The organism is Aestuariivirga litoralis (assembly GCF_003234965.1).
GTDB classification, from domain to species: Bacteria; Pseudomonadota; Alphaproteobacteria; order Rhizobiales; family Aestuariivirgaceae; genus Aestuariivirga; species Aestuariivirga litoralis.
In genome coordinates this window covers 150,725-176,604 of the sequence record NZ_QKVK01000009.1, presented here as the reverse complement: position 1 = coordinate 176,604, position 25,880 = coordinate 150,725, and the positions used below count along the sequence as shown (strand labels likewise).

30 protein-coding genes and 1 pseudogene are annotated in these 25,880 nt (G+C 66.3%); 17 read left to right on the top strand and 14 right to left on the bottom strand.

The window, feature by feature from the left end:
- The 3 genes from DK847_RS17685 to DK847_RS17675 are packed head-to-tail and all read left to right on the top strand — an operon-like array spanning position 1 to position 3,263.
- A complete protein-coding gene (locus DK847_RS17685) occupies positions 1-2,355 on the top strand; it encodes a SpoIIE family protein phosphatase (protein WP_111199914.1) in 2,355 nt (784 codons plus the stop codon).
- 3 nt (positions 2,356-2,358) lie between these two features.
- Positions 2,359-2,904, top strand: coding sequence for a slr1658 superfamily regulator (locus DK847_RS17680; protein ID WP_245414662.1), 546 nt, complete (start codon positions 2,359-2,361; stop codon positions 2,902-2,904).
- A 20-nt stretch (positions 2,905-2,924) separates the two neighbouring features.
- A complete protein-coding gene (locus DK847_RS17675; protein ID WP_111199866.1) occupies positions 2,925-3,263 on the top strand; it encodes a slr1659 superfamily regulator in 339 nt (112 codons plus the stop codon).
- Here DK847_RS17675 and DK847_RS17670 read toward each other — a convergent pair whose 3' ends face one another.
- Together DK847_RS17670 and DK847_RS17665 are read right to left on the bottom strand one after the other, a co-directional pair.
- Positions 3,264-4,244, bottom strand: a complete 981-nt coding sequence (locus DK847_RS17670; RefSeq protein WP_111199865.1) for an NAD(P)H-binding protein — start codon at positions 4,242-4,244, stop codon at positions 3,264-3,266.
- 42 nt (positions 4,245-4,286) lie between these two features.
- On the bottom strand, positions 4,287-4,844 hold the full coding sequence (locus DK847_RS17665; protein ID WP_111199864.1) for a UPF0149 family protein: 558 nt from the start codon (positions 4,842-4,844) through the stop codon (positions 4,287-4,289).
- A gap of 131 nt (positions 4,845-4,975) precedes the next feature.
- On the opposite strand from DK847_RS17665, the gene DK847_RS17660 reads away from it, so the two are divergent.
- The 4 genes from DK847_RS17660 (at position 4,976) to DK847_RS17640 (ending at position 10,277) form a co-directional block, all read left to right on the top strand.
- Entirely contained in the window at positions 4,976-5,434 is a 459-nt protein-coding gene (locus tag DK847_RS17660; protein WP_111199863.1) for a hypothetical protein, read from the top strand.
- A gap of 93 nt (positions 5,435-5,527) precedes the next feature.
- On the top strand, positions 5,528-6,922 hold the full coding sequence (locus tag DK847_RS17655; RefSeq protein ID WP_111199862.1) for a cytochrome ubiquinol oxidase subunit I: 1,395 nt from the start codon (positions 5,528-5,530) through the stop codon (positions 6,920-6,922).
- Positions 6,923-6,925: 3 nt separating this feature from the next.
- Positions 6,926-7,930, top strand: a complete 1,005-nt coding sequence (gene cydB, locus DK847_RS17650; protein WP_111199861.1) for a cytochrome d ubiquinol oxidase subunit II — start codon at positions 6,926-6,928, stop codon at positions 7,928-7,930.
- A gap of 340 nt (positions 7,931-8,270) precedes the next feature.
- Entirely contained in the window at positions 8,271-10,277 is a 2,007-nt protein-coding gene (locus tag DK847_RS17640; protein ID WP_111199859.1) for a hypothetical protein, read from the top strand.
- Between the two features lie 7 nt (positions 10,278-10,284).
- Here the strand turns inward: DK847_RS17640 and DK847_RS17635 are convergent, their stop codons facing one another.
- Positions 10,285-10,557, bottom strand: a complete 273-nt coding sequence (locus tag DK847_RS17635; RefSeq protein ID WP_146256175.1) for a hypothetical protein — start codon at positions 10,555-10,557, stop codon at positions 10,285-10,287.
- 287 nt (positions 10,558-10,844) lie between these two features.
- On the opposite strand from DK847_RS17635, the gene DK847_RS17630 reads away from it, so the two are divergent.
- Positions 10,845-11,195: a hypothetical protein gene (locus DK847_RS17630; RefSeq protein WP_111199857.1), complete on the top strand. Its 351-nt coding sequence runs from the start codon at positions 10,845-10,847 to the stop codon at positions 11,193-11,195.
- Positions 11,196-11,214: 19 nt separating this feature from the next.
- Here the strand turns inward: DK847_RS17630 and DK847_RS17625 are convergent, their stop codons facing one another.
- Positions 11,215-11,631 (bottom strand): cupin domain-containing protein, encoded by a 417-nt coding sequence (locus DK847_RS17625; protein WP_161957356.1) that lies wholly within the window; start codon positions 11,629-11,631, stop codon positions 11,215-11,217.
- 190 nt (positions 11,632-11,821) lie between these two features.
- On the opposite strand from DK847_RS17625, the gene DK847_RS17620 reads away from it, so the two are divergent.
- A complete protein-coding gene (locus DK847_RS17620; protein WP_161957355.1) occupies positions 11,822-12,520 on the top strand; it encodes a cyclic nucleotide-binding domain-containing protein in 699 nt (232 codons plus the stop codon).
- Here the strand turns inward: DK847_RS17620 and DK847_RS17615 are convergent.
- The 4 genes from DK847_RS17615 to DK847_RS17605 form a co-directional block, all read right to left on the bottom strand.
- Entirely contained in the window at positions 12,514-13,608 is a 1,095-nt protein-coding gene (locus tag DK847_RS17615) for an AI-2E family transporter (protein WP_161957354.1), read from the bottom strand. The two genes, DK847_RS17620 and DK847_RS17615, sit on opposite strands and share 7 nt — an antisense overlap.
- Before the next feature lie 67 nt (positions 13,609-13,675).
- Positions 13,676-13,843, bottom strand: coding sequence for a hypothetical protein (locus DK847_RS20710; RefSeq protein WP_161957353.1), 168 nt, complete (start codon positions 13,841-13,843; stop codon positions 13,676-13,678).
- Between the two features lie 128 nt (positions 13,844-13,971).
- Positions 13,972-15,144, bottom strand: a complete 1,173-nt coding sequence (locus tag DK847_RS17610) for a patatin-like phospholipase family protein (RefSeq protein WP_146256174.1) — start codon at positions 15,142-15,144, stop codon at positions 13,972-13,974.
- A gap of 41 nt (positions 15,145-15,185) precedes the next feature.
- Positions 15,186-15,965: a hypothetical protein gene (locus tag DK847_RS17605; RefSeq protein ID WP_245414661.1), complete on the bottom strand. Its 780-nt coding sequence runs from the start codon at positions 15,963-15,965 to the stop codon at positions 15,186-15,188.
- A 212-nt stretch (positions 15,966-16,177) separates the two neighbouring features.
- Between DK847_RS17605 and DK847_RS20815 the strand changes: the two genes are divergently transcribed.
- Positions 16,178-16,504 (top strand): hypothetical protein, encoded by a 327-nt coding sequence (locus tag DK847_RS20815; RefSeq protein WP_193548210.1) that lies wholly within the window; start codon positions 16,178-16,180, stop codon positions 16,502-16,504.
- Positions 16,505-16,595: 91 nt separating this feature from the next.
- Here the strand turns inward: DK847_RS20815 and DK847_RS17595 are convergent.
- Positions 16,596-17,078 (bottom strand): annotated as a pseudogene (locus DK847_RS17595) (YciE/YciF ferroxidase family protein); the annotation flags it as partial.
- Between the two features lie 91 nt (positions 17,079-17,169).
- The gene (locus tag DK847_RS20700) at positions 17,170-17,325 is read right to left on the bottom strand and encodes a hypothetical protein (RefSeq protein ID WP_161957352.1); all 156 of its coding nucleotides are present in this window, start codon (positions 17,323-17,325) and stop codon (positions 17,170-17,172) included.
- A 145-nt stretch (positions 17,326-17,470) separates the two neighbouring features.
- Between DK847_RS20700 and DK847_RS17590 the strand changes: the two genes are divergently transcribed.
- From DK847_RS17590 to DK847_RS17580, 3 genes are all read left to right on the top strand, one after another.
- Positions 17,471-18,763: a family 1 glycosylhydrolase gene (locus DK847_RS17590; protein WP_111199851.1), complete on the top strand. Its 1,293-nt coding sequence runs from the start codon at positions 17,471-17,473 to the stop codon at positions 18,761-18,763.
- 69 nt (positions 18,764-18,832) lie between these two features.
- On the top strand, positions 18,833-19,720 hold the full coding sequence (locus DK847_RS17585) for an NAD-dependent epimerase/dehydratase family protein (RefSeq protein WP_111199850.1): 888 nt from the start codon (positions 18,833-18,835) through the stop codon (positions 19,718-19,720).
- A complete protein-coding gene (locus DK847_RS17580; RefSeq protein ID WP_111199849.1) occupies positions 19,720-20,820 on the top strand; it encodes a pyridoxal phosphate-dependent aminotransferase in 1,101 nt (366 codons plus the stop codon). Before DK847_RS17585 ends, DK847_RS17580 begins: the two co-directional genes overlap by 1 nt.
- A gap of 56 nt (positions 20,821-20,876) precedes the next feature.
- Here DK847_RS17580 and wrbA read toward each other — a convergent pair whose 3' ends face one another.
- Both wrbA and DK847_RS17570 read right to left on the bottom strand, forming a co-directional pair.
- Entirely contained in the window at positions 20,877-21,479 is a 603-nt protein-coding gene (wrbA, locus tag DK847_RS17575; RefSeq protein ID WP_111199848.1) for an NAD(P)H:quinone oxidoreductase, read from the bottom strand.
- Positions 21,476-21,982, bottom strand: a complete 507-nt coding sequence (locus DK847_RS17570) for a VOC family protein (protein ID WP_111199847.1) — start codon at positions 21,980-21,982, stop codon at positions 21,476-21,478. The genes wrbA and DK847_RS17570 overlap by 4 nt, the downstream gene beginning before the upstream one ends.
- A gap of 168 nt (positions 21,983-22,150) precedes the next feature.
- Here DK847_RS17570 and upp point away from each other — a divergent pair, with 168 nt between their 5' ends.
- Complete coding sequence (gene upp, locus DK847_RS17565) at positions 22,151-22,798, top strand: uracil phosphoribosyltransferase (RefSeq protein ID WP_111199846.1); 648 nt, start codon at positions 22,151-22,153, stop codon at positions 22,796-22,798.
- 92 nt (positions 22,799-22,890) lie between these two features.
- Positions 22,891-23,349, top strand: coding sequence for a response regulator (locus DK847_RS17560; protein WP_146256173.1), 459 nt, complete (start codon positions 22,891-22,893; stop codon positions 23,347-23,349).
- Positions 23,350-23,402: 53 nt separating this feature from the next.
- Here the strand turns inward: DK847_RS17560 and DK847_RS20695 are convergent, their stop codons facing one another.
- Positions 23,403-23,564, bottom strand: coding sequence for a hypothetical protein (locus DK847_RS20695; protein WP_161957351.1), 162 nt, complete (start codon positions 23,562-23,564; stop codon positions 23,403-23,405).
- A gap of 215 nt (positions 23,565-23,779) precedes the next feature.
- Here DK847_RS20695 and DK847_RS17555 point away from each other — a divergent pair, with 215 nt between their 5' ends.
- The gene (locus tag DK847_RS17555) at positions 23,780-24,238 is read left to right on the top strand and encodes a c-type cytochrome (RefSeq protein ID WP_111199844.1); all 459 of its coding nucleotides are present in this window, start codon (positions 23,780-23,782) and stop codon (positions 24,236-24,238) included.
- A gap of 5 nt (positions 24,239-24,243) precedes the next feature.
- Positions 24,244-25,155: a c-type cytochrome gene (locus tag DK847_RS17550; RefSeq protein WP_161957350.1), complete on the top strand. Its 912-nt coding sequence runs from the start codon at positions 24,244-24,246 to the stop codon at positions 25,153-25,155.
- A gap of 7 nt (positions 25,156-25,162) precedes the next feature.
- Here DK847_RS17550 and DK847_RS17545 read toward each other — a convergent pair whose 3' ends face one another.
- A complete protein-coding gene (locus tag DK847_RS17545; RefSeq protein ID WP_161957349.1) occupies positions 25,163-25,867 on the bottom strand; it encodes an alpha/beta fold hydrolase in 705 nt (234 codons plus the stop codon).
- Between the last annotated feature and the right edge of the window lie 13 nt (positions 25,868-25,880).

Below are 25,880 nucleotides of genomic sequence, written 5' to 3'. Positions count from 1 at the left end.
ATGCCGCCGGTGAAGGGAGGCGCCTTCACCAGCTTCCGCACCAAGTTCATCGCCCTCATCGGGGCCACGGTTCTGCTGTCGCTGCTGGTGGGCGGCGGCGTCGGGCTGTGGAACGTCGGCAAGCTGTCGCATGATGCCTCGGCCGAAATCGAGAGCGGCCTCACCAAGGCCAACGAGGAATATCTCACCCGCTACATCAACATGACGTCGCAGCGCGCGACGCTGATGTTCAACCGCACCTTCGACCAGGTGACGGGCCTCGCGAAGCTGAGCCAGAGCCTCATCGACAATCCGCAGCTGAACCAGGACCTCAACGCCTTCCTCGAGCAATATCCCGGTTTCAGCGACAAGATGACCTACAACAGCGCGGCCAACTGGATGCAGAACGCGCGCGGCGAGCCCTCGGTGATCAGCGTGTGGGGCTACCTGCTCGACGAAAACGGCCGCATGCGGCCGGACGTGCTCGAGGCGGTGCGCAACACCCAGTTCTTCGACCTCGTGGTGCCCTCGCTGATGACGTCGGGCCAGGACAAGCTGCAGATGTATTACGTCGGCCCCAAGGAACGGCCGATCATGCGCACCATGCCCTATTCCGACCAGGCGCAGACCTTCGACCAGCTCTATCCCGGCAACAACAGCCAGAACTGGTGGGACTTCTTCTTTCCCGGCGTCTACGAGGCGTGGGAGAGCTGGCTCAAGGACCCGTCCACCCGGCCGGTGCCGACCGACATCACCGTGCTGTCGCCCTATGTCGACGCCATCACCGGCAAGCTGATCGTCAGCTATTTCCACCCGCTCTACACCCGCTCGCGCGACGCGGTGGCCGGCATGGTGGCGATGGACGTGACGCTGGAGCAGCTCACCCAGCTGGTCGAGGACGTCAAGATCGCCGAAACCGGCTTTGCCTTCCTTTCGCAGCAGAACGGCAATGTGCTCACCATCACCCCCGAGGGTGAATCCCTGCTCGGCCTCACCGAGGTATCCGCCACGGGTGCCGGCGTGACCGGCCATGAGCGCAGCCTGCTGAAGAGCACGTTCAAGGATGTCGCCAGCCTGCGCATGCCGCGGCCCGGCGCCACCACCATCGATCACGTGACGGTGGAGAAGGACGGCAAGCCGATGGGCCTGCTCGTCGTCATGCACCCGATCGAGCCGATGAACATGTGGCAGCCCAACAAGGGCATCGCGGCGGAGAACCTGATGCTCGGCTTCGTGGTGCCGGACAGCGAGATCTATGCCTCGCTCTATGGTGCGCAGAAGCAGATCAGCAGCGCCACGAACAGCATCGTCAAGGGCATCCTCGCCTCGGTGCTCGGCTTCCTGGCGCTGGTGCTGGCGCTGTCGATCCCGCTGTCGCGGCGCTTCACGGCGGGGCTCGTCAACCTCGCCGATGCGGCCGGCCGGCTGACGCGCGGCGATTATGACGTGCAGGTTCCGGTGAAGGGCCGCGACGAGGTGGCGCTCGTCGGCAGCGCCTTCAACTCCATGGCGCGCGAGATCCGCGAGCACACGGAGATGCTGGAACACCGTGTCGCCGAGCGCACCAGCCAGCTGGCCTCCGCCAATGACGAGATCCAGCGCCTCTACGACAAGATGAAGGACGAGAACCTGCGGCTCGGTGCCGAGCTGGACGTGGCCCGCAAGATCCAGATGATGGTGATGCCGGCGCAGGGCGAGCTCGAACGCATTCCCGACCTCGACATCGCCAGCTATGCCGAGCCCGCCGACGAGGTGGGCGGCGACTATTACGACGTCCTCTACATTCCCGGCGGCGCCAAGATCGGCATCGGCGACGTGACCGGGCATGGCGTTGAAAGCGGCGTGCTGATGCTGATGGTGCAGTCGGTGAGCCGTGCCCTCTACGAACGCGGCGTCACCGATCCCCGCGAGTTCCTCGACGTGCTCAACCGCTCGATCTACAAGAACGTCGAGCGCACCCGCACCGACCGGCATTTGTCGCTGGCCTTCGTCGACTATGCTGATGATGCGGTGACGATCTCGGGCCAGCACGAGGAAGTGATCATCATCCGGGCCGATGGCGCGGTGGAGCGGCTGGACACCATGGACCTCGGCTTCCCCATCGGCCTCGAAGCCAACATCAACGACTTCCTGGCCAGCACCACCGTGCCCTTCGCAAGGGGCGACGTGATGGTGCTGTTCACCGACGGCATCACCGAGGCGGAGAGCGAGGACGGCCGGCTCTACGGCATCGACAATCTCGTCGCCTCCGCCAGGCGCTCGCACCACGAGCCCGCCGGCCTGATCGCCGCCACCATCATCGCCGACCTCAGGGCGCATATCGGCAAGCAGAAGGTTCACGACGACATCACCCTCGTCGTTCTGAAGCACAGGTGAAGCATGAAGCAATTCGGAGACATTGCGCGTCACAATCCCGCCGGGGCCTTTGCCATGCGGCTCGTCATCTCGGATGGGCCGCTGGGGGTGAGCTGGCAGCATGCCAGCGAGACCTGCGAATTCCTCGGCGATGCCTTCGCGCTCCACCATGCGAAGAGCGGCGCCGACTACAACGAGGCGCGCCACGCCATCGTCTACCTGGTCAACGAGCTCCTGGAGAACGCCATCAAGTTCCGGGTGCCCGGCGCCATCCGGGTTGACTGCTCGCTGGCTAGCGGCAACTTCGAGCTCACCGTCAGCAACGACACGGCGGAAGACGTGGCCCTGCGCTTCCAGTCGCTGATCGAGGAGATCACCTCGCGCGATCCCGGCGAGTTGCTGATCGAACGCATCGAGGCCAACGCGGCGGACGAGACGTCCTCGGCCTCGGGCCTCGGCCTGCTCACGCTGATGAATGATTACGGGGCGCGTCTCGGCTGGGACTTCCGCACCTCCACCTCCGGCGCGGCGGTGACGCTCAGCACCCACGCCGCCCTCACCCTCAACTGAACTCCAAAGGTTTGCCTCACATGGAAATCAAGACCGGCGAATACAATGTGTGGAACGAAGGCTCCACCATCCATTACGAAGGAACGCTCCGGCTGTCGGGAACCGATGCCTACCAGCCGATCCTCGAGCTGATGCAGGCGGTGCTGGCCGAGAAGCCGCAGAACATGGTGCTCGACCTCACGCAGCTCGAATTCCTCAACAGCTCCGGCATCAACCTCCTCGCCAAGTTCACCATCGAGCTGAGGAAGCACCCCGAGCTTCCGGTGAAGGTGCTGGGCTCCACCCGCATTCCGTGGCAGTCGAAATCGCTGCCCAACCTGCAGAAGCTGCACAAGGGCGTCGAGCTCGTCATCACCTGATCAGAACACGCGGTGCGCGCCGAGGTCCTGGCCGGGGGCGCCCGCGATGATCGCGGCGTGGTGCTCGCGCAGGGTTTCGCTGCCGAAGCTCGGCGTCGCCTCCGCGTCATAGCGGCCTAAGGCCGCGTCCCACACCAGCATCGACTCGGTGGCGTAGTAGCGGCCGATGCGGGCCAGTTCCGCCTTGGCCCGCAGCGCAGGCGACAGGACGCCCAGCGCCGACAGCAGCGCAATGATGCCGTCGAGCAGCGCCACGGGCACGTGGCGGAAGCGCGGCGTGGTGCCCATGAGTTCGAACAGCCATTCGCCCTGCTGGCGCGGGGTGAAGGCAGGACCCGGTCCGCCGATGGGCAGGATGCCGCGCAGCGACGGATCGCTGAGGCACAGCGCCAGATAGCGGCCGAGATCGGCGTCGCTGATGGGCTTGGTCGCCGTCAGTTCACCATTGCCGAAGAGCAGGAAGGGCTTGCCCTTGGCCAACCTGCCGATCTGGCCCGAGAGCGACTTGAAATAGGCGGTGGGCCGCACGATCGAATGGTCCAGCCCGCTCTCGATGAGCGCATTCTCGAAGGCGAGCTTGGCGTGCTGGAAGGCGAGCTTCGGCTTCTGCACGCAGATGGCCGAGAGCAGCACCACATGGCGCACGCCCGCCCGCTTCGCCTCGTCCAAGGCGGCGAGGTGGGCCGCGTGGTCGATGGCCCAGGCATCCGCCGGGGCGCCGCTGCGCGAGGCGAGGCAGGAAACGAGAACGTCGAAGCGCTCGCCGGCGAAGCCGTCACGGCGCAGGGAGGCGGGGTCGGTGACCTGGCCGAAGCGGACGACGCTGCCCTCGGGAAGACCAGACGCGCCGGGCCGCACGAAGCAGACCACGCGATGGCCGTCGGCGATGAGCGCCTGGGCCGCGGCGCGGCCGATGGTGCCGGTGGCGCCCAGCAGCATCACGCGTTGCGGTGCTTTGGGCGGCGTTTCGTGGTCGGTCATGGGACCGATCCTATGACGTCCCCGCGGCGGCGCTCAAGCCGCTCAGGCGGCGCGGGCGATGGCCTGCCCGGCGGCATTGCGCATCACCTTGTGCAGCTGCCGGATATGGTAGTTGATCTCGTCCAGCGCCTCGAGCCCGACATAGCCCTGATTGTCGTCATCATGGTTGTTGTAGCAGGTGCCGAGCACCACCGAGAGCGAGGTTTCGGCCTCGTCGAGGGCCACCTGCCAGGGCTGGGGATTGGCTTCGATCGCCTGCAGGAAGCCCTCCGCCCAGTCAGCGACGAAGTACCAGCCACCCCCGGCATGCGGCAGCGTGGTGACGCTCAGCGGCCGGAAGCTGCCCAGCCCGCGGCGCACCTGGTCCTCGAGCGCCAGAAGCTCGTCAAGCACGTTCTGCTCCTCGTCACCGGAGGCGAATTCCGGCACCTCGCCGGACCACACCCAGCTGGTCCAGTGTCCATCAGGCACCGGCCCTGCCATGGCAAGCGCGGTGAGGAAGCCGTGCAGGTCCGAAGGGCCCATGGTCCATGCCGGCGCCCGGCCCGATTCGATGTAGCTCCGGAACCACGGAAGCTGGGCGAGAAGTTGGTCTGACATGGCGCTGACCCATCGTTGCTATGGATAACAAACGATTGCGCGACATGGTTAAGATTGCCTTACGCGTGCCCCCCCGAAGCCCCGCCGGGCGTGGAATTGTTGTGGCCCGCGACTCGCGCTAGGCCAGGGCCATGAAAACCATGCTGCTTGGCCTGTTCCTGCTGCTCGCCGCCGCCCTGCCCGCCCGGGCGGACAATGCCTGGGTGGCCCTGTCGCCCATTCCCTATGGCTTCGTGGTGCCGGCGGAGATTGCCGCCCATCTGTCAACGGGTCCGCTCACCGGAAGCTGGGCGGGTGAGGTGCAGGCCGCCGGGGCGCGCTCCGCGGTGGTGGTCTATTTCCAGCCCCGGGACGGGGAGAAGACCATCCTGTTCAGCGCCTATTACTTCGATGCGGCCGCGTGGGATGCCGCGCAGAAGCCGGACGCGCCGCCACCCTTCGGGCAGCCGGTGCTGCGGGTCGATGGCCGGGTGCTGTCCGTCATGGGTCCGCATGACGTGATGTTCGATCCCGAGACGCCGGACGGCCGGATGGTGCTGCAGGCGGTCGGGCTGCTGCAGGACCCCGCCAGCTTCCAGCCAGTGGAATGAGGCGGCGCGCGGAAAATCATTAGTGGCCTGCCAGCGGGGAGGCTAGAGTTGTGAGCGGTCAATGAGGGAACGGCAGGATGACTGAGGGGCAGCATGTTCGGTGACATTTCGGCCCTTGACCTGGCGCGCATGCAGTTTGCCTTCACGGTGTCGGCCCACATCATCTTCCCGGCCTTCACCATCGGGCTCGCAAGCTATCTCGCGGTGCTGAACGCGATGTGGCTGTGGACGCGCGACGAGGCCTATCTCGCCGTGTTCGAGCAGTGGAAGACGATCTTCGCGGTGGTGTTCGGCATGGGGGTCGTCTCCGGCGTGGTCATGTCCTACCAGTTCGGCACCAACTGGCCGGTCTTCGCCGACAAGGTGGGGCCGGTGCTGGGGCCGCTGATCGGCTACGAGGTGCTAACCGCCTTCTTCCTCGAGGCCGGGTTCCTCGGCATCATGCTGTTCGGCCGCCGGCGGGTGGGCGATGGCCTGCACATGGCGGCCACCGCCGTGGTGGCGGGGGGCACGCTGCTCTCGGCCTTCTGGATCCTGAGCGTGAACAGCTGGATGCAGACCCCGCAGGGCCATTCGCTGAATGCCGACGGCCAGTTCGTGCCGGAGGACTGGCTGGCCATCATCTTCAACCCGTCATTCCCCTACCGCTTCGTGCACATGGTGCTGGCGGCCTATCTCACCACCGCCTTCGTGGTCGGTGCCACCGGCGCCTGGCACCTGCTGAAGACCCCCGGCAACCGCGGCGCCCGCATCATGTTCTCCATGGCCATGTGGATGGCGCTGGTCGTGACGCCGATCCAGCTCTTCGCCGGCGACGCGCATGGCCTGAACACGCTGCAATACCAGCCCGCCAAGATCGCCGGGATCGAAGGCCATTTCGAAACCTATCCGCAGGGCCGCGCGCCGCTCATCCTGTTCGGCATGCCGGACGAGGCGACCAGCACCACCAACTACGCGGTGGAAATTCCGCTCCTCGGCTCGCTCATCCTCACCCACAGCCTCGACAAGCCGCTGATCGGCCTCGACGGCTTCCCGAAGGAAGACCGGCCGCCGGCCGCCATCATCTTCTGGAGCTTCCGCATCATGGTGGGCGTGGGCATGCTCATGCTGCTGCTCGGCCTGTGGTCGGGCCTCGCCCGCCTCAAGGGGCGGCTTTACGAGTGGCCCTGGCTGCACCGCGCCGCAGTGGCCATGGGGCCTGCGGGCTTCCTTGCCGTGCTGTGCGGCTGGATCACCACCGAGGTGGGCCGCCAGCCCTTCACCGTCTATGGCCTGCTGCGCACCGCCGACAGTGCCTCGGCGCTGCGGGCGGATGCGGTGGGCTCCTCGCTCACCGCCTTCGTGATCATCTATTTCTTCGTCTTCGGCTCCGGCGCCTTCTATGCGCTGCGGCTGATGGCGCGCACGCCCGAGGACCGCGTCACCATCGACGAGATCGGGCCGACGCGCACGGCGGGAATCACACCGATTGCCCAGGTGGGAGAATAAGCCATGGTGATCGACTATGCCTTCATCTGGGCCGGGCTCATCGCCGTCGCCGTGCTGATGTATGTGCTGCTCGATGGTTTCGACCTCGGCATCGGCATTCTCTTCCCCTTCCTGAAGGACCGCGACGAGCGCATGCTGGCGATGAGCAGCGTGGCGCCGGTGTGGGACGGCAACGAAACCTGGCTGGTGCTGGGCGGCGGCGGCCTCTTCGCGGTGTTCCCGCTGGCCTATGCCATCGTCATGCCGGCGCTCTATCCGCTGATCATCGCCATGCTGCTGGGGCTGATCTTCCGCGGCGTCGCCTTCGAATTCGTGCACCGCACGGAGCGCATGAAGCTGTTCTGGGAGGTGGCCTTCTGGGGCGGGTCGCTGGTGGCGGCCATCGCCCAGGGCATGGCGCTCGGAACGCTGGTGCAGGGCATCACGGTGTCCGGCCGGGGCTATGGCGGCGGCAACTGGGACTGGCTGACGCCCTTCTCGCTGCTCACCGCCGTGGCGCTGGTCGTGGGCTATGCCACGCTGGGCGCCACCTGGCTGATCATGAAGACCGAGGGCGAGACGCTGGCCCGCGCCCGGCGCCTGGCGAAGCCCCTGGGCCTTGCCCTGCTCGCCCTGATCGGCGCCGTCAGCATGGCGACGCCGCTGCTGCGGCCGGAATATCTGGCGCGCTGGTTCGGCTGGCCATCGGGGCTTTACAGCGCCATCGTGCCCCTGCTGCTGGCAGGTGCCGCCTGGATGCTGTGGACGGGGTTGCGCGACGGGCTCACCCACCGGCCCTTCCTCGCCACCGTGGCGATCTTCATCCTGAGCTACGTGGGCCTCGGCATCAGCTTCTACCCGCACCTGATCCCGCCTTCCGTCACCATCTGGGAGGCGGCCGCGCCTGACACCTCGCTGCGCTTCCTGCTGGTGGGCGCGGTGGTGCTGGTGCCGATGATCCTCGCCTACACCGCCTATTCCTACTGGGTGTTCCGCGGCAAGGTGCGGCCGGACGAGACCTATCACTGATGCGACGCTGGCTGTGGTTCCTCGGCCTCTATCTGGCCGGGGTCGCCGTCGTGGGCGCCGTGGCCTATGTGATCCGAATCATGATCCTGTGACGGGCGCACCGGCCTGCGCCCGCCCCCGGCGCTGCGGCCATGACGCAATCTGCACGACACCAAGGCACAATTGGTGATTGGATATGCCGGGGCGTGCCGGCCAATTGCGAGGTACTTATCCACAGTTCGCCGGATTTCGGTTTGCTTGCCGCGGTGAAGGACTACAATCGTTTACATATATGAGGTCTCACAGCTTGTGGGGGCTCACACACATGAGGCCTCACACCGGGCCCGGGGGATTTGTGAACATGACGGCGTCCAGAAAGAAACCGGCCAATGGCTTGCAGCTGGATGAGATCTTCCTCGAGAATGCGCAGGAGCAGGCCGGCTTCTGGTCCGACGACGCGCCGGCCATGCGGCCGCTGTCTTCCCGCAAGGATCCGGCCGAGGCGCCGCCGGTGCATGCCCGCCCGGCCAATGATGACCGGCGCCGCGCCCGCACCATGCCTGCAGCCGCGCCGGAGTTTGCCGGCTCGCGCCACTTCTGGACGGCCGCTGCCGCCAGCCTGTTGTTCGGCCTGCTGTTCGCGGCCCTCATGGGCTTCGCCAACGGGCCGCAGCTCGCCGCGCTGATCCGCACGCCCGGGCAGTTTTCCGGCTTCTGGGCGGCGCTGGCGGTGATCGCGGCGCTGCCCTGGGTCTTCGCGCTTTCCGCCCACCGCCAGGCCGTCAACACCGAGATGATGCGCCGCATCGTGCTGGCCACACAGCGCATGTTCGAGCCCAGCGCGGTTGCCGAAAATGCCGGGCGCCGGATCAGCGCCTCCTTCGACCAGATGTTCGCCGAGATCGACAGCCGCATGGCCCTGCTCGATGCCAAGAGCACGCAGATGGCGAAGCAGATCGCCGCAGCCACGCATCACTCCACCGAAGCGGCCGATGCCAGCATCACCACCCTGCGCAGCATCGTGGAGGCCAACGAGACGCAGCGCGAGGCCCTGCAGCGCACCGGCCTGATGATCTCGACCGAGATCCTGCCGGTGATCGCCAGGCTCGAGACGTCGGTACTGTCGCTCGAGGCCGTGTCGCAGAACGCCGGCGCGATCCTCGACACGGTGGGCGGGCGCCTGCAGCAGAACACGCAGGACCTGAAGACCTGTCTCGAGGTGTTCAACAACGCCAACCACACGGTGGCGCCGGAGATCGAGAAGCGCATGCTGAAGTTCGAGGCCTCGCTCGGCCGGCTGCCCGAACAGCTCGAGGCCACCATCGGGCGGCTGAGCCCGCTGTCGGAGACCATCGCCGACGCGGCCATGCTGTCCACCGCCAATATCGAGGTCATCGACCAGCTGGCGAAGGACATCACCGTGGCGCTCGACCAGAGCCGCGGGCTGTTCAACAGCGTCGCGTCGACCACCACAGAGATCTTCCGGGAGGCGGTGGAGGCGCATGCCGGCCAGTTCCGTGACATGATCGGCATGGTCGTCGCCGACGAGACGGCGCGGGTTTCCAGCCTGTCGCACGAATTGAATCAGCTTGCCGGCACAGCGGCGGCCGCCGTCGACAGCCTGCAGCAGCCCGTGGCGCTGGTGTCGGCCGCCGCGGAGCAGGCGCTGGCGGGCGTCAGCGGATCGATGGCGGCACTCGACCAGCGCATCGAAGCGAACCTCCGCAGCTGCGTGGCGGAACTGCACGAAGCCGCGGCGCGGGTCGTCAGCACCGTCAGCCGCGACGTCGAGACATCCACCATGAGCCTGCAGACCAGGCTTGCCGCCGGGTCGACCGAGCTCATGCAGCGCGTGAGTTCCGACACGGCGCGCTTCGAGGCCCTCATCAACGAGACGGCGGAGCGCATCTCGGGCCGCATCAGCACGGCGCTGCACGACATGCCCATCGTCCTCGCGCAGCACGTCGAGGCCGAGATCGCCAGGGCCGACGGCTCGCTCAAGGGTTCGCTCAACGCCCTGTCCGAGCAGATGCGCGGCATCGTGGAGGCCGTGCCTGTACGCCTCGCGTCGATGAACCAGGACATGCTGCACTCGCTGCAGACCAGCATGGAGCAGTCATTCGCCGACATCGCAGAGCGCTCCGAGGGCCTCGACGAGCAGTTCCGCAAGACCGCGATGGAGACGACCGACGCGGTGCTCGAGAGCTATGTCGACTTCATCTATCTCGCGGTCGAGCGCTTCCGCAAGGAACTGGAAGAGGTCAATGGCAGCTTCAGCCGCGAACTGGCGGCGACTCTGGCGCAGGTGCCGAGCGAGCGGCAGGCAATGCAGGGACCTGCCGACGGGAACGGCCCGCCGGAAGCCTGACGCAGGCCTAGCTCTGCCACCACTTCCTGGCATCGGCCGCGGGGCGCGGCTGGGCCGGTGGCGGCGGCGGCGCGCGCCAGGCGCGGCCCTGCATCTGCTTCAGCAGGTCGTCGACGGAGTCGGCCCATTCGTCCATGTGCGCGATGCTGCGGGCGTGGCGGTCTGCCCGCCGGACCATCGCACGCAACTGCCAGGCCATGGCGCCGACGGCGGCCAGAAGGCAAAGGCTCACCCAAAGGGGTGTTGCGACGAAGAGCCACGAGAACACCTGTCCGAACACCACACCCACTCCATTCCATCACACCTGAACACCGGCGGCCGGCGCCTGTTCGCTTAGACTCTGCGCACTGATGATTTGTCAATCGCGGCGATGGAATCGATCGGTCACTCTCCTGCTGATTGCAGGCAGATACTTACATGTAAATAGCCGGCTGGATGCGCAGAATCCCGAGAGACAAGCCGCGGAGCATCTGTTACCGGTTGATTCAGCAAGGCTGCGGAAGGGCGCGCGCAGCAGTTGTGCCGCGGCAGGCCTTGCAAGCAGGAACAGGATCGACGGCGGCGCAGATGCGGTACTGGGTGTTGTTCTGGATAGCGGCAGGACTGGCGGTTCATGCCTTCGTGGTGGGCCGCCAGCTCGAAAGCAGCTTCTTCATGATGATGTTCTTCTGGGGCTTCGTCGCGATCTCCGCGCTGCGCGGATCCCTGCAGATTGCGCAATCGATGGCAGTCATCATGGTGATCGTTCTCTCGGGCGTGACGCTTGCGCCCTATGTCGCCGCCACGCAGCCGCACAGCCTCGCCTATGGGACTTTCGCGCTCTACCCCGCGCTGGTCAGCTGGGTGAGCGTGTTCTTCTACATCCGCTATCTGCGGCGCCGCGACGGCGACTTCAACCGCTCGCCGCTGCTCCGCTGACGAGGCGGGTCGGCCCCGGTCACTTGAGCTTGATCGTGTCGGTGGCGCCCTCGGCCCCCATGTAGACCGCAAGGATCTTCACCGGCACCGTGCCGGTGTTCAGCCCCGCATGCGCCACGCCCATCGCCTCGAGGAAGGATTCGCCCTGGCGGTAGGTGCGCTTGCCGTGACCGTCATAGTCGACCGTGACCTCGCCTTCGAGGATGTGGATGAAGGTCGGCACGCCATGCTTGTGCTCCACCGTCCGTTCGCCCGGCGCCAGCACCACGATCAGCGCGTTGACGTGGGCCGCACCGCCGGCGGGATAGGCGATTGCCTCATCCATCACCGTCCGGTTGCCCGAGAACAGCGGAATGGCGGGATAGCCATCGGCCATCGCGGGTGCGCCAGCCGCGGCCAGCGCCAGCGCGCCCAGTGCAAGTGAAGCAAGTTTCATGTCGGTTGATCCCGGCTGGTGTGTCATCGGCGTACTCAGCACGCGGCAGCGCCCGCTGCAAGCCATGCGCGCGCAACTGCAGGGGGGGCCGCCGTGATTCTGCCGCCCACCCGCAACGGGCCTACCCCATGACGGCCGGATTTGTGCTTATCTCGTGCGCGGCCCCGGCGGGCCACGAGGAGAACCTATCGTGCGTGCCGAAGAAGAACGGATTTCCCTTGCGCTGCCCTATTTCGACGGCTTGTCCGAGGCGGGCACAGGCCAGCTCATGGCGGGTGCGCTGCTGCAGCGCTTTCCCGCCCAGGCCGAGCTGATCCGGCAGGGGGACCGGCCGGCGTTCCTGCACGTCGTCGTCGAGGGCCGGGTGGAGGTGTTCACGCGTTACCGTGACCGCGAGACGACGGTCGACGTGCTCGATGCCGGCGAGAGCTTCATCCTCGCGGCGGTGTTTCTCGACAGCGCCTATCTGAAGTCGGCGCGGGCCCTCACCCCCGTGCGGCTGCTGCTGGTGCCGGCCGATGCCGTGCGCGCGGTGTTCCGGCAGGACCCCGCCTTCGCGGAGAAATGCGCCGCCGACCTGGCCCGCGGCTATCGCCGGCTGGTGAAGGAGGTGAGCAACCTGAAGCTCCGTTCCAGCATGGAGCGCCTCGCCAACTGGCTCCTGCACCAGGTGCGGCGTGACGCCGGGAGCCGCCACTTCACCATTCCCTTCGACAAGAAGACGCTGGCCGCCAAGCTCGGCATTGCGCCCGAGGTGCTGTCACGCAATTTCGCGGCGCTGGCGGAACATGGCGTCAAGGTGTCCGGCAAGCTGGTGGAGGTGACCGACCTGGCGCGGCTCGAGGCCTTCGCCCGGCCCGAGGCAGTGATCGACGATCCCGGCTACTGAGCCTGGCCTTCGGGCTTCCGCCGCCGCCACGCCGCCAGCAGCTCGAAGGCCACCGCCAGCAGCGTCGGGCCGATGAACAGGCCGAGAAAGCCGAAGGACAGGAAGCCGCCGAACACGCCGAGGATGACCAGCATCAGCGGCAGCTTGAGGCTGGAGCCGATGAGCAGCGGCTTCAGCAGATTGTCGCTGAATGTCACCATCACGCCCCAGGCCACCACGAACCAGAAGGCAGGCCCCATGCCGGAGGTCGAATAGAGCCACCACGCGGCACCGCCCCACACCAGGTTGATGAGCGCGCCGCCGAACTGGCTGATGGCGAAGATGAGCGTGACGAAGCCCAGCGGCGCCGCCCCCGGCACGCCGGCGAGAACGAGGCCGGCCCACATCAGCAGGCCCTGGATCACCGCGGTGCCCACGATGCCGTAGAACACGCCGCGCGTGGCGCTGGCCGCCACGTCGGTCAGGGCGGCAAGCTGCGGGCCGCCCAGCCTGGCAAGGCTGTCATGCAGCACCAGGGCCATCCTGTCGCCGCGCGACCAGAAGGTGGTGGCAACGATCAGGGCCACCGCCACGTCCATGATGCTGGCGGCAAGGCCGAGCGCGGCATTGGTGAGGAATTGCCGCACCGGCTGAGCGTAGGACATCAGCATGGCGTTCGATTCCGGCGTCTGGGCGAGAAGGCCGTCCCACGTCGCGGCCATCTTCGGCCCGACCAGCGGCAGGCCGGTGATCCAGCCGGGCAATGGCGGGGAGGAGGCAATCCAGCCCATGCCCTGCTCGGCCAGCTGCTTCACGCCTAGGGCCAGCCCGGGCGCAGCCAGCGCCATGGGAACCAGCACGAAGACCAGGAGTGCGGTGAGCATGATGCCGGCCGCCACCAGTCCGGACAGGCCCTTGCCCACCAGCCAGCTGCGCAGGGGCCAGGCCGCGACGGCGAGGATCGCCCCGAAGACCAGCCCGAGCATGAAGGGCCTGAGCACCAGATAGACGCCGATCAGCAGCAGGCTGAACAGCAGCAGCAGCGCGAATTTCTCCATCAGCGATGCCGTGCCGATGGTGAGGGGCCGCCAGTCCTGTTGGTCCTGCATCGCTCTTGCTCCCTGCCGCTGCTCCTGCGGCATAGCACGCATGGCGCGGCGGGGGTACTGCGGCCCGCTACGTGCCGGGGGCGCGGCTGTCCAGCGCGGCTTCGACGGCCTTCAGCCGCTCGCTCACGTCGCCCCAGCCACGCAGCTCCGCTTCGGCGAGAAGGAAGCGCACCAGCGCCCTGGAGAGCGTGATCATCGATGTGTCGGGCACGGCGGCCAGCCGGTTGTTGTGCATCTTGGTCCTGTGTTCTGCTGCATGCGGAGTGCGCTTGGGAGCATCGTCCTAGATGCTCCGCCGCTCCCCGGACAAGAGAGGAACTACGTAGTCACTTTCAGCAGGGACGGCGGGAACGCTGGATGATGTCAGGGCGGCTGCGTGGCCCAGGGAATGCCGGTGCGCCCCATCTCGAAGCCGACCTTGTAGAGCGCCTTCATGTAGGCCGGGTCGAAGGGCTCCGGCTCTTCCATGGTGAAGCTGTCCGGCACCCAGATGGCGCGGAAGGCAATGCCGTCGCGCATCGCATTGGTGTACATGCGGTAGAGGTCGCCGATGCCCTGGGTGGTGATGAGCGTGCTGATCGAGCGCCCGACGATCGCCGCCAGCCGCGGCTTCACCATCTGGTAGTCCTGCGACACCTTGCCGTTGCGGATCACGAACAGCGTGCGCTTGATGCCGCTGCGCTTCAGCTTGATGTCCTGCGCCTTGACCGAGAAGTTCGACGGGAACAGGAAGGCCTGGTTGGAGGTGCCGCCATCGACATGCATTTCGTCGAAGGTCTGGCCGTCGGCCACGACCTTGATCTTGACCGGCGGGAACACGCCGGGGATCGAGGACGATGCGACGAGAATGTCCTGGATCAGCTGCTTAGCGCCGGGCACGCCGCTCGCTGCGATGGCGCCGATGTCCCACACCACGGGGCGGCCCGCATCGAGATTGGTGGTGCCGACGAGAAGCTTGCGGCCACGGTTGTTCTGAACCGCGATGTCGGCCACCATCCGGTCGGTCACGTAGCGCGCCACCAGCTGGCGGAGCGGCGTGTTGTCGGCCGCCGAGGCGGAGCCGATGATGCGCAGCACATGCTTGCGGCGGAACACGTCCTGGCCCGAGATCTGGGTATAGGCCTCGGTCAGCAGCTCATCATAGGGTGGACCCAGATAGGCAAAGGGCGCGATGAGCGAGCCGGTCGAGACGCCGGTGACGATGGTGAATTCCGGCCGCGTGCCGGTCTTGGTCCAGCCCGAGAGCAGGCCCGCCCCGAAGGCGCCATTGCTGCCGCCCCCCGAAATCGACAGGAAGTTCCTGACCGTGGGCGACAGGCCGGCCGCCTTCTGCTGGGCAGCGATCTCCTCCAGCATGGCGGAGGTGATGCCCTCGCCGTCATCACCCCAGTAGCGGATGTGGCTGTAGCCCGGGACGGCGGTGCGGCTCACCAGCGGCTCGGGCACCGGATCGCGCAATGAGTCGACTGTCGGGCCGGTGCAGGCGGCAAGCACCAGCCCCAGCAGCGCCACGAGAAGAAGCCTGGCCCTATTCAAGATGAGTAATGTTCCTGCACTGCGCCGGGGAGAGGCCCTGATCAGAACTGGAAGACCGCCGCGACGACCGGCCCCTGTTCCACCACGTCATACACGAAGCCGTCATTGCTGTAATCGACGCTGGCGGCGCGATATCCGGCGAAGAGGGAGACGTGATCGGTGAAGTCGTAGCCGGCGCCGCCCATCAGGTCCCACATCAGGTCGGAGCCGACGCCGAAGCCGCCGATCATCGCCCAGCTGGCCATGTAGACGTGCGGCGCGAGGCCGACGCGCAGCTTGGCGCCGACCAGCGGGTCGACCCAGGTGGCGCCGTCGCTCTTGGACTTGCCGCCCAGCAGCCCGCCCTTGACGTCGAATTCATTGTCCACCGACCACAGCCGGCCGCCGGCGATGAGGTCAAGCCGGGCCATGTCGGTGTCATAGAGGGCGTAACCCGCAACACCCGTCAGCATCAGGCTGGTGTTGGTGACGTCGATCTTGTCGGCCAGAATGCCGAAGGGCGTCTTCACCGACTTGCTGACATTGGTGTAGGTCGCGTCGACGCCCATCATGAAGCGGCCCTTGCGCGCCTCGGCCAGGCCCATGATGGCGAAGTCGAGGTTCTGGATGACGTCGCTGAAGGGCAAGTCCACCTCCTGCGCGGGCAGGCCGAACACGCCGACATCGCCATTGAGGCCCGCTGCCCAGCCATAGGCGGCCACGGTGAACTTCCAGTCGCTGGTGTCGGGAACCGGGGCGATATCGGCGGCGCGGCTTGCGGCAGGAAGGGCAACCGCAAATAGCGCGGCGGCGGCAAGCATCTTCAACGGCTTCACGATCATGTTACGGTTCCCCTGTTGGGCAAATCCTATACACAACCGCCTGCGTTGGAAAAGTGCAACACGCGACAATTGACCGGGTTGCGGGTGGTTTCGCCACAGGTGACACATCGCTGCAACACCTTGGAATTGCGTCGTCGCCACCCTAAATCGAAATCATGCGGGACCTGCCACGGCGTGGCCGGCCACCGAAGGACAAGAGACAGGAGCAGAACATGACCAAGACGTTGATGCCGGTGGCCCTCGCCGTCGCCTTGCTCGCCAGCCTGCCGCTCGAGGCGGCTTTCGCCCGCGGTGGCGGGGGTGGCGGCGGCTTCGGCGGCGGCGGCGGGTTTGGCGGTGGCGGCGGCAACCGCGGCGTCAGTGATGGCGGGCGCGGCGGCGTGTCCTACAGCCGGCCACAGAACCCCTCCCAGCAGCGCCTGTTCGACCAGGCGCGCAAGGAATGCAGCGGCGCGCAATACCCCTCGGGCGCCACGCCGCGCATCGACTATGCGTCGAACAGCTTCAACTGCTTCGAGGGCGGAAGCTCGCGCCGCTAGACTTTCAGCCGTCGGCGCGGGCGGCTTCGTCCGCCGCCGACGGCCTGCCGCGACCCGCTGACGCCTTCCCGCTGCTGCGACGCCTGCCCTCCGCACTGCGGTTCGCCTGTTCGGCGATCTGGCTCAACTGCGCGTCGGTCAGGGATTCTTCCTTCAGCGTGCGTTCGAGGAGTGCCGCGGCATTGCGCTTTCCCAGCACCCCGGCCCAGCGGCGCAACGTGCCGTAACGGGTGATCTCGTAATGCTCCACCGCCTGGGCTGATGAAATGAGCCCGGCATCAAGGGCGGGCGTGCCCTTGAATTCCTTCATGATCGACTCGCCCTCGGCGATGATGCCCTCGATCGCCTCGCATTTCTTGCCGCGTGCCGGCTGGCCGAAGATCGCGAAGACCTGCTCCAGCCTCTCCACCTGGCCTTCGGTCTGCGCGAGGTGCTTTTCGAAGCCCTTCCTCAGCTTGGGGCTCCCGGCGGCCTTCGCCATCCTGGGCAGCGCCTTCAGGATGCGCTTCTCGGCGTAGTAGATGTCCTTCAGCGTATCGGTGAACAGGTCTTCGAGGGTCTTTTCCCTGGCCATGGACATTCTCCGGCGGTTCAGTTGACTGCTGCGGCAACGGGACTGCCGCCTAACTGTTCCACACCCACGCAAGACTCCGGGTCGAATTCCGCTACTGCCGCAGCGCGCCCGCCACCAGCGGACCCCAGATCATCAGCACGATCATCACCAGGGCCAGCACGTCGAGCGGCGTGTGGAAGGGCTCGCGCGGGCGGCGCAGGTCATCGCGCGTGGTGGCGGAAAGGGGGGCGGGATGAATGTCGCTCATGATGTCCTCCATCGATGGGAGGCCCAACGGGGGCCGGCGCGGCAAAGTTCCTGCGCAAGAGAGGTGGCTTCGAAACCTTGCGCTTCGCCGAGCGTTCCTTCCGGCTGAACCAGGCGCCTGGGAGGACTGCCCCATCACCACCTTCATGTTCTGCACCGGCATCGAGAATTCCAACCCCACCATCGACCATGGCCGCACCCGCGTGGACGAGATGGAAAGCTGCCAGTTCTATGCGCGCTGGCAGGAGGACCTCGCGCTGGTGCGCGACCTGGGCATCAATTTCCTGCGCTATGGCCCGCCCATCCACCGCACCTTGCTGGGCCCCGGCCGCCACGACTGGGACTTCGCTGACGCGACACTGGCGGAAATCCGCCGCCTGCGCATCGTGCCCATCATCGATCTCTGCCACTTCGGCGTCCCGGACTGGCTCGGCAACTTCCAGAACCCGGATTTCCCCGCACGGTTCGAGGCCTATGCGCTGGCCTTCGCCCGGCGCTACCCGTGGATCCAGCTCTACACGCCGGTGAACGAGATGTTCATCTGCGCCACCTTCTCGGCGCGCTATGGCTGGTGGAACGAGCAGGAAACCTCCGACCGCGCCTATGTCACCGCCATCAAGCACATCGTGAAGGCCAATGTCCTGGCGATGCAGGCGATCCTCACGGTCAGGCCGGACGCGATCTTCATCCAGTCCGAATCATCCGAGTATTTCCATGCCGAGAACCCGGCCGCCATCGGCCCCGCCGAGCACCTCAACTCGCTGCGCTTCCTGCCGCTCGACCTCAACTACGGGCGGCGCGTCGACAGCGAGGTCTATGACTTCCTGCTCGACAACGGCATGAGCCGCGAGGAATACCGCTTCTTCCTGCAGCACCGGCTGAAGCAGCACTGCATCATGGGCAACGACTATTACGTCACCAACGAGCATCGGGTCTGCGCCGACGGCATGGTGCGGCCGGCCGGCGAGGTGTTCGGCTATGACGAGATCACGCGGCAGTATTTCGACCGTTACCGCCTGCCCGTCATGCACACCGAGACCAACCACAATGAGGGACCTTCCGGCCAGGAGGCGGTGAACTGGCTGTGGAAGGAATGGGCCAACGTGCTGCGGGTGAGGAACAATGGCGTGCCCATCGTCGGCTTCACCTGGTATTCGCTGACCGACCAGGTGGACTGGGACACCGCGCTGCGCCAGCGCAACAACCGGGTGAACCCCTTGGGCCTCTATGATCTCGACCGCAACATCCGCAATGTGGGCCGCGCCTACCGGCAGCTGATCCAGGACTGGCGCAATGTTCTGCCCACCCAAAGCCTGTGCCTCACCGTGCCGGTGGTGATGCCCGGCGAAGGCGGCGACGTCCATGCCGAGGCGCAGCGCGACAAGGCGCGCGAGATCGTCCGCAGCGAAACCCCGCAGCCCTCCACCCAGGCCAGCTGACCGCCTCCCCTTGCCAGCCCGGGGCCGCTCTCCTAACAACATGGCTCGCGTGTTGGAGCAGAGGTCATCATGGCAAAGCGCATCATCTTCACCGGCGGGTCCGGCAAGGCCGGCAAGCATGTCGTGCCGTGGCTCAAGGCCAAGGGCTACGACATCCTCAACCTCGACCTGAAGCCGCTCGACTGCCCCGGTGTCAACACGCTGATCACCGACGTCACCGATTCCGGCCAGGTGTTCAATGCCATGACCATGCACCATGGCTTCGACGGCTATGACAGGGGCCGCGTGCCCTCGCCCCCCGATGCGGTCGTCCATTTCGCCGCCGTGCCGCGCGTGCTGATCCAGCCGGACAACACCACCTTCACCGTCAACACCGTCTCCACCTACAATGTCATCGAGGCGGCGATGAAGCTCGGCGTGCGCAAGGTGATCATCGCGTCGAGCGAGACGACCTACGGCGTCTGCTTCGCCGAGGGCGACAAGGACTATCACCATTTCCCGCTGGAAGAGGACTATGACATCGACCCGATGGACTCCTACGGCCTGTCCAAGGTGGTGAACGAGAAGACGGCGCGCGCCTTCGCCATGCGCTTTGGCGCCGACATCTATGCGCTGCGCATCGGCAACGTCATCGAGCCGCATGAATACCCGATGTTCCGCGGCTTCCTCGACAACCCGATGAGCCGCAAGCGCAATGCCTGGAGCTACATCGACGCGCGTGACCTGGGCCAGATCGTGCATCTCTGCATCGAGAAGGACGGGCTCGGCTTCCAGGTGTTCAATGCGGTGAACGACACCATCACCACGAGGGAGCCGACGGCCGAATTCCTTAACAAATACGTGCCGCAGATTCCGCTGAAGCGGCCGATGGCCGGCAACGAGGCGCCGCTCTCAAACGCAAAGATCCGCGACGTCCTGGGCTTCAGGGAAGAACACGACTGGCGGAAATACATCTGATGCCGTTTCCCTTCACGCCGCTCGTCGACAAGCTCCCCTCCTCGGTGCCCTTCGTCGGGCCGGAAGCGCTCGAACGCCGCACGGGAACGAAGTTCCGCGCCCGCATCGGCGCCAACGAGAGCGTCTTCGGCCCCTCACCCACGGTGATCGCCGCCATCGCGGCCGCGGCGGCGGAGAGCTGGCAGTATTGCGATCCCGAGAACCACGACATCAAGGCGGCGCTGGCGAAGCATCTCGGCGTTGCGCCGGAGAACGTGATGGTGGGCGAAGGCATCGACGGCCTCTTCGGCTATGCCGTGCGGCTGTTCGTCGAGCCGGGTGTCACGGTCGCAACCTCGCTCGGCGCCTACCCGACCTTCAACTTCCATGTCCAGGGCTTCGGTGGCCGGCTGGTGACCACGCCTTACGTGGACGACCGGGAAGACCCTGACTCGCTCATCGACCTCGCCACGCGCGAGACGGCCCGCCTCATCTACTTTGCCAATCCGGACAACCCGATGGGCAGCTGGTGGGATCATGGCAGCGTACAGCGCATGATCGACCGCATTCCCGACGGTGCGCTCCTCATGCTGGACGAGGCCTATGGCGAATTCGCGCCCGAAGGCACGCTGCCACCGCTCGACGTGACGAACCCGAGTCTGTTGCGCTTCCGCACCTTCTCCAAGGCCTATGGCCTTGCCGGCCTGCGGCTTGGCTACTGCATCGGCCACGCCGACCTCATCCGCGCCTTCGACAAGATCCGCAATCACTTCGGCGTCACCAAGCTGGGCCAGGTTGCAGGCATCGCCGCGCTGGGCGACCAGCCGCATTTGAACAGCGTGGTGGGCAAGGTCATTACCGCACGCGACCGGATCGCTGCCATCGCGCGCAGCAACGGCCTCACGCCGCTGCCGTCGGCCACCAATTTCGTGGCGATCGACTGCGGGCGTGATGGCGATCATGCCAGGCGCGTGCTCGATGCGCTGGTGGCGGCGGGCATCTTCGTGCGCATGCCCGGGGTGGCGCCGCTCAACCGCTGCATCCGCGTCACGGCGGGCACGGGAGAAGATCTCGCGCTCTTCGCCGAGGAACTTCCGAAGGCGCTGGCGAAGGCCGACTGATATCAAAAAAAATGCCCGGGGCATGCCCGGGCATTCTCGTCGCGCTGGTGCCGCGCTTACTTCCTGATGAGCTTCGCGGCGATTTCGGCCACGTGCTTGCCCTGGTAGCGGGCGCCGTCGAGCTCATGCTGGGCGGGCTGGCGGCTGCCGTCGGAATTGGTGATGGTGGAGGCACCATAGGGCGAGCCGCCGCGGATCTCGTCCACGCCCGACTGGCCAGCCCAGGTATAGGGCAGGCCGACGACGACCATGCCATGGTGCAGCATGGTGGGGATGAAGCCGAGCAGCGTCGATTCCTGGCCGCCGTGCTGGGTGGCCGACGAGGTCATGGCCGAGCCGACCTTGCCCATCAGCGCCTGCTTGGCCCACAGCGGGCCGGTCTGGTCGATGAAGTTGCGCATCTGCGACGCCATGGTGCCATAGCGCGTGCCGCAGGCGAAGATGATGGCGTCATAGTCGGCCAGCTCTTCCGGCTTGGCGATCGGCGCCTTCTGGTCGAGCTTGTACCAGGCGGCCTTGGCCACATCCTCCGGCACCAGCTCCGGCACGCGCTTCACGTCGACGTGGGCGCCTGCTTCCTTGGCACCTTCGGCGGCGGCATAGGCCATCTGCTCCATGTGGCCCCAGGCGGAGTAGTAGAGCACGAGAACTTTCGTCATGTGTTTTCCTTTTTTTGCTTGGTGTTGATGAGGTCGTTGAGATCGAGCCGCTGCGTGGTCATGGCGATGCTGCCATCGCCGTTACGCGGCCAGTCGGATTCCGGTTTGTCCCAGTAAAGCTCGATGCCGTTCATGTCGGGGTCATGAAGATAGAGCGCCTCCGACACGCCATGGTCGGCTGCCCCGTCAAGTTGCACCTTGTTGACCACGAGGCGCTTCAGCGCGTCTGCAAGGTCGGCGCGGGTGGGATAGAGGATGGCGACATGATAGAGCCCCGTGGTGCCCGGGGGCGGCGGCTGGCCGCCGGCACTCTCCCAGGTGTTGAGGCCGATGTGATGGTGATAGCCGCCGGCCGAGACGAAGGCGGCCTGGCTGCCATACATCTGCTGCAGCTCGAAGCCGAGCACGCCGCAATAGAAGTCCAGCGCCCGCTGGATGTCGGACACCTTGAGGTGAACATGGCCGATGCGCGTGCCGGCCGGGATCGGGGCAGAGGCGGACATGGACGTCCCTTTCTGTAACGATAGGCGTTACGGATATAGGCAACCCCCGGTTCGCACGCAAGCCCCAAGCGAAACACAATCGCGCAAAACCGTGGATGAGTTCCGCCTGCGCTTGAAAACGTGGGGCGCATTCCGCAAAACGAAGGCGATTTCGACAGGAGAGACGCCATGGCCGCGAGCAGCACCCCCAAAACACTCGTCGTGGTCGATCACCCGCTGGTGCTCCACAAGCTCTCGCTGATGCGCGACAAGAACACGCCCTCCGCCGTGTTCCGCCAGCTCCTGCGCGAGATCAGCCTGCTGCTGGCCTATGAGGTCACCCGCGACCTCCCCATGACCACCCAGAAGATCGAGACGCCCTTGACCGAGATGGATGCCCCCATCCTCAAGGGCAAGAAGCTGGTCATCGTATCGATCCTGCGCGCCGGCAACGGGCTGCTCGAGGGCATGCTGGACCTGCTGCCCTCGGCCCGCATCGGCCATATCGGCCTCTACCGCGACCCGGTGACGCTGAAGCCGGTGGAATACTACTTCAAGGTGCCTTCCGACATCGGCGAACGGCCGGTGATCGTTGTGGACCCGATGCTGGCCACCGGCAATTCCACCGCCTATGCCATCCAGAAGCTGAAGGACGCCGGCGCCAGGGACGTGCGCCTCGTCTGCCTGCTGGCCGCGCCCGAGGGCGTGAAGCGCGTGACCGCGGACCACCCCGACGTGCCGATCTACACCGCGGCGGTGGACAGCCATCTCAATGACCACGGCTACATCGTGCCGGGGCTGGGCGATGCGGGCGACCGCATGTTCGGCACCAAGTAAAAGTTTACCATAGCCACCGACGGCGCCACCGCCTCACCAATTGAAAACCATTGGCCGCTAGCGTCCCCGGACGTGGGAAAAGGTCAGTGGGAATGATGGCAGAGCCGGCGGCACTCTTGGCAGCGCCCGAAAAGAAGTCGCTGAAGCTCGAAGCGCCGCATGGCGGGCGCCCGCGCCTGCTGCTGGCCGAGGATTGCGATCCCGTGCGCATCGTCACCGCCGCCATGCTGAAGGGCATGGGCTGCGACGTGGAGGCCGTGATCCACGGCGAGGAGGCGGTGAAAAGCGCCTCGGAGAACGAATTCGACGTGATCGTGCTCGATATCGAGATGCCGATCATGGACGGCATCACCGCCGCCCGCTCGATCCGCCAGATGGGTGGACAGGTTGCCGCCACGCCGCTGATGGCGCTGTCGGCCTTCCTCGCGGATTCCGTCCGCACCGGCGAATGGCGCGACACCTTCGACATCGCGCTCCCCAAGCCTGCCAACCGCAACGAGCTGCATGAGGCCGTGAAGGCCGCCCTCGGCCGCCTGCGGGACGAGGCCTGAAAACACGAAAGGGCGGGATTGACCCCGCCCTCTTTCGCAAGCTCGCCGAAATCTCAGCCCTGGGCGGGCTTCGTTTCCAGCGACTTCAGCATGTGAAGCACCTCGCGCAGTTCCGGGCTCAGCACCGGCTTGCGCTTGCGGACCGCGGGTTGTGCGGCCTGTTGGGTATCGTCCGTCTGCATTCTGCCCACCTTCTCGTCCTTGCTGCGAGCCATTGTCGTTGCCTGACCTTAAGGACATCCTAAGGATGTCGTGCAGTGCAGCATGATCCTTGCTCGTGGCGGCTGCGAGGCCCGATCCGGGCGGTTTTGCGGCATTGTTAACAAGGCGTTAGAGCCGTCTGGAAGCGTACACCGAATTGTGATGGAATAAGTTGCAGTAACTCCGCGTAGAGTTCACGCCAACCACAGCCTCAGGAGGAGCAGCGTTCATGGTGTCGAAGATTGCGATGGGACTTTTCACGGCGGGCGTTCTGGCGCTTGGCCTTTCCTCGGCGGCCATGGCGGATGCCAAGGCGTCGATCGAGGCGCGCGAGGCCTGCATGAAGGCCAATGGCGCGATGATGAAGGTGATGGTTCCCGTCATCAAGGGCCAGAAGCCCTATGACAAGGCGGCAAACGATGCCGCCATCGCCGCCGCCGAGGCCGCCTGTGCCGGATGGGCCGGGTGGTGGGGTGAGGACACCAAGCCGGGCGGCGACCTGAAGACCGAGGCCAAGGCCGAGATCTGGACCGACCCGGCCGGCTTCGAAGCCGCCGGCGGCGCCTACATGAAGGCCGTCGCCGCAGTGAAGGCCTCGGCCGACGAGGCTTCCTTCAAGGCGGCCTTCCCCGACCTCGGCAAGTCCTGCCAGGGTTGCCACGAGAAGTTCCGCCAGGCCGACCAGTAAGGCCCGTGAGGCTTTTCACCAGAAGGACCGGGCTGGCCCTGGCGCTCATCGCAGCGCTGGGGCTCGCCGCCTTCTGGCTCCTCAGCGCGCCGCGCCCGCTCACCGCGGCGGATGTGCCGGGGCACACGCCCGACCTCGCCAATGGCAAGATCCTCTATCACGCCGGCGGCTGCATTTCCTGCCACCAGCCTTCGCCCGAACTGGCGGGAGTGGAGAATACCGTTCCGGCGGGCGGCGCCCCGCTCCACACACCCGTCGGTACGCTCTATCCGATGAACCTGACACCCGACGCCGCAACCGGCATCGGCCAGTGGACCGACCTGCAGTTCCTCAACGCCGTGATGCGCGGCATCTCGCCAGAGGGCGAGAACCTGATCCCCGCCCTTCCCTATACGTCCTACGCCCACATGAAACCGGAAGACGTGCTGGACATCCGCGCCTATCTCGCGTCGCTGCCGCCGGTGACATCGCCCGAGCAGGAGGCGGACATCACCGCCCTGCCGCTCATCCGCCGCGGCGTGGGCCTGTGGAAGTGGGTGGGCCTCGACACCACGCCATGGAAGCCCGATCCCGCGCAGTCCGAAAGCTGGAACCGCGGCTCCTACCTCGTCAACGGCCCCGGCCACTGCCAGGAGTGCCACACGCCACGCAACGTCTTCATGGCCCTTGATGAGTCACGTGCCTTCGCCGGCGGCCCGCATCCCGAAGGCAAGGGCAAGGTGCCGAGCCTGCGCGGCCTCATCGAACGCGGCCGCTACACCGACGCCGCCGACCTCGCCTCCGCCCTGAAGGACGGCGAAGCGATGGGCTATGACGGCCTCGCCTCCGGCGGCATGGGCCAGGTCCAGCGCAACATCTCGCAACTGCCCGAGAGCGACATCCAGGCCATTGCGGATTACATCGCCAGCCTGAAATAGGCCGTGCTCACAGCCTCGGCGACAGCCCCACGTCTTCCATCCAGTGGTCGATCGCCGCCGCCGTCTCGTCGGGATATTCGAGCGTGGGGAAATGGCCGCAGTCGGCGAGTTCCACATAGCGGCCGCGGGCAATCGCCGATGACATCCGCAGCCCTTCCGCGGCAGGAGAAAACTTGTCGTTCACCCCCCACAGCATCAGGGCCGGGCAGGTGATCTCGCCAAGCCGGGGATAGAGATCGATGCGCCGGGCCAAGGCGTCGGACTGGCGGGTCATGGCGTCCGGCCCCAGCGTGGCGCACATGTCGATGAAGGCCTGGCGTGCCGCCGCGCCGTTGGGGCCTTCCATGTGGGCGATCATGTCGCCCATTTCCTGCGCCACCTGCTCCGCCTCGCCTGCCCGCAGCCGCTCGGAGCGGCGAAGGCCGGCCCGCTGGTCTGCCACGGGGCCGGCGGTGGAGCCGATGACGATCAGCCCCTGCACCCGATCCGGCGCGGCGAGCGTCGTTTCCAGCGCCACCCGGCCACCGAAGGAGGTGCCGAGCACCACGAACTGCTCTGGCGCCTGGGCCAGCACCTGCTCGATGCAGGTGGCAAAGTCGGCGCCATCGGCAATGACCGTGGAGCTCAGCACGTTGGACGGAAGCAGCGGCGCGATTTCGGCATAGAGGCGCTCGTCGCAACCGAAGGCGGGGATCATCACGAGATTTGTCATGGCCGCCATCCTG

Bases quoted from the DNA above. Each gene is read 5' to 3' on its own strand.
- DK847_RS17605 (WP_245414661.1), bottom strand. From the start codon at position 15,965: ATGATCGTGAAGCCGTTGAAGATGCTTGCCGCCGCCGCGCTATTTGCG.
- wrbA (WP_111199848.1), bottom strand. From the start codon at position 21,479: ATGACGAAAGTTCTCGTGCTCTACTACTCCGCCTGGGGCCACATGGAG.
- DK847_RS17560 (WP_146256173.1), top strand. From the start codon at position 22,891: ATGATGGCAGAGCCGGCGGCACTCTTGGCAGCGCCCGAAAAGAAGTCG.
- DK847_RS20815 (WP_193548210.1), top strand. From the start codon at position 16,178: ATGACCAAGACGTTGATGCCGGTGGCCCTCGCCGTCGCCTTGCTCGCC.
- DK847_RS17615 (WP_161957354.1), bottom strand. From the start codon at position 13,608: ATGCAGGACCAACAGGACTGGCGGCCCCTCACCATCGGCACGGCATCG.
- DK847_RS17625 (WP_161957356.1), bottom strand. From the start codon at position 11,631: ATGAAACTTGCTTCACTTGCACTGGGCGCGCTGGCGCTGGCCGCGGCT.
- DK847_RS17660 (WP_111199863.1), top strand. From the start codon at position 4,976: ATGAAAACCATGCTGCTTGGCCTGTTCCTGCTGCTCGCCGCCGCCCTG.
- DK847_RS17630 (WP_111199857.1), top strand. From the start codon at position 10,845: ATGCGGTACTGGGTGTTGTTCTGGATAGCGGCAGGACTGGCGGTTCAT.
- DK847_RS17640 (WP_111199859.1), top strand. From the start codon at position 8,271: ATGACGGCGTCCAGAAAGAAACCGGCCAATGGCTTGCAGCTGGATGAG.
- DK847_RS17570 (WP_111199847.1), bottom strand. From the start codon at position 21,982: ATGTCCGCCTCTGCCCCGATCCCGGCCGGCACGCGCATCGGCCATGTT.
- upp (WP_111199846.1), top strand. From the start codon at position 22,151: ATGGCCGCGAGCAGCACCCCCAAAACACTCGTCGTGGTCGATCACCCG.
- DK847_RS17685 (WP_111199914.1), top strand. From the start codon at position 1: ATGCCGCCGGTGAAGGGAGGCGCCTTCACCAGCTTCCGCACCAAGTTC.
- DK847_RS17670 (WP_111199865.1), bottom strand. From the start codon at position 4,244: ATGACCGACCACGAAACGCCGCCCAAAGCACCGCAACGCGTGATGCTG.
- DK847_RS17680 (WP_245414662.1), top strand. From the start codon at position 2,359: ATGAAGCAATTCGGAGACATTGCGCGTCACAATCCCGCCGGGGCCTTT.
- DK847_RS17585 (WP_111199850.1), top strand. From the start codon at position 18,833: ATGGCAAAGCGCATCATCTTCACCGGCGGGTCCGGCAAGGCCGGCAAG.
- cydB (WP_111199861.1), top strand. From the start codon at position 6,926: ATGGTGATCGACTATGCCTTCATCTGGGCCGGGCTCATCGCCGTCGCC.
- DK847_RS20695 (WP_161957351.1), bottom strand. From the start codon at position 23,564: ATGGCTCGCAGCAAGGACGAGAAGGTGGGCAGAATGCAGACGGACGAT.
- DK847_RS17675 (WP_111199866.1), top strand. From the start codon at position 2,925: ATGGAAATCAAGACCGGCGAATACAATGTGTGGAACGAAGGCTCCACC.
- DK847_RS17590 (WP_111199851.1), top strand. From the start codon at position 17,471: ATGTTCTGCACCGGCATCGAGAATTCCAACCCCACCATCGACCATGGC.
- DK847_RS17555 (WP_111199844.1), top strand. From the start codon at position 23,780: ATGGTGTCGAAGATTGCGATGGGACTTTTCACGGCGGGCGTTCTGGCG.
- DK847_RS17580 (WP_111199849.1), top strand. From the start codon at position 19,720: ATGCCGTTTCCCTTCACGCCGCTCGTCGACAAGCTCCCCTCCTCGGTG.
- DK847_RS17545 (WP_161957349.1), bottom strand. From the start codon at position 25,867: ATGACAAATCTCGTGATGATCCCCGCCTTCGGTTGCGACGAGCGCCTC.
- DK847_RS20700 (WP_161957352.1), bottom strand. From the start codon at position 17,325: ATGAGCGACATTCATCCCGCCCCCCTTTCCGCCACCACGCGCGATGAC.
- DK847_RS20710 (WP_161957353.1), bottom strand. From the start codon at position 13,843: ATGCACAACAACCGGCTGGCCGCCGTGCCCGACACATCGATGATCACG.
- DK847_RS17665 (WP_111199864.1), bottom strand. From the start codon at position 4,844: ATGTCAGACCAACTTCTCGCCCAGCTTCCGTGGTTCCGGAGCTACATC.
- DK847_RS17655 (WP_111199862.1), top strand. From the start codon at position 5,528: ATGTTCGGTGACATTTCGGCCCTTGACCTGGCGCGCATGCAGTTTGCC.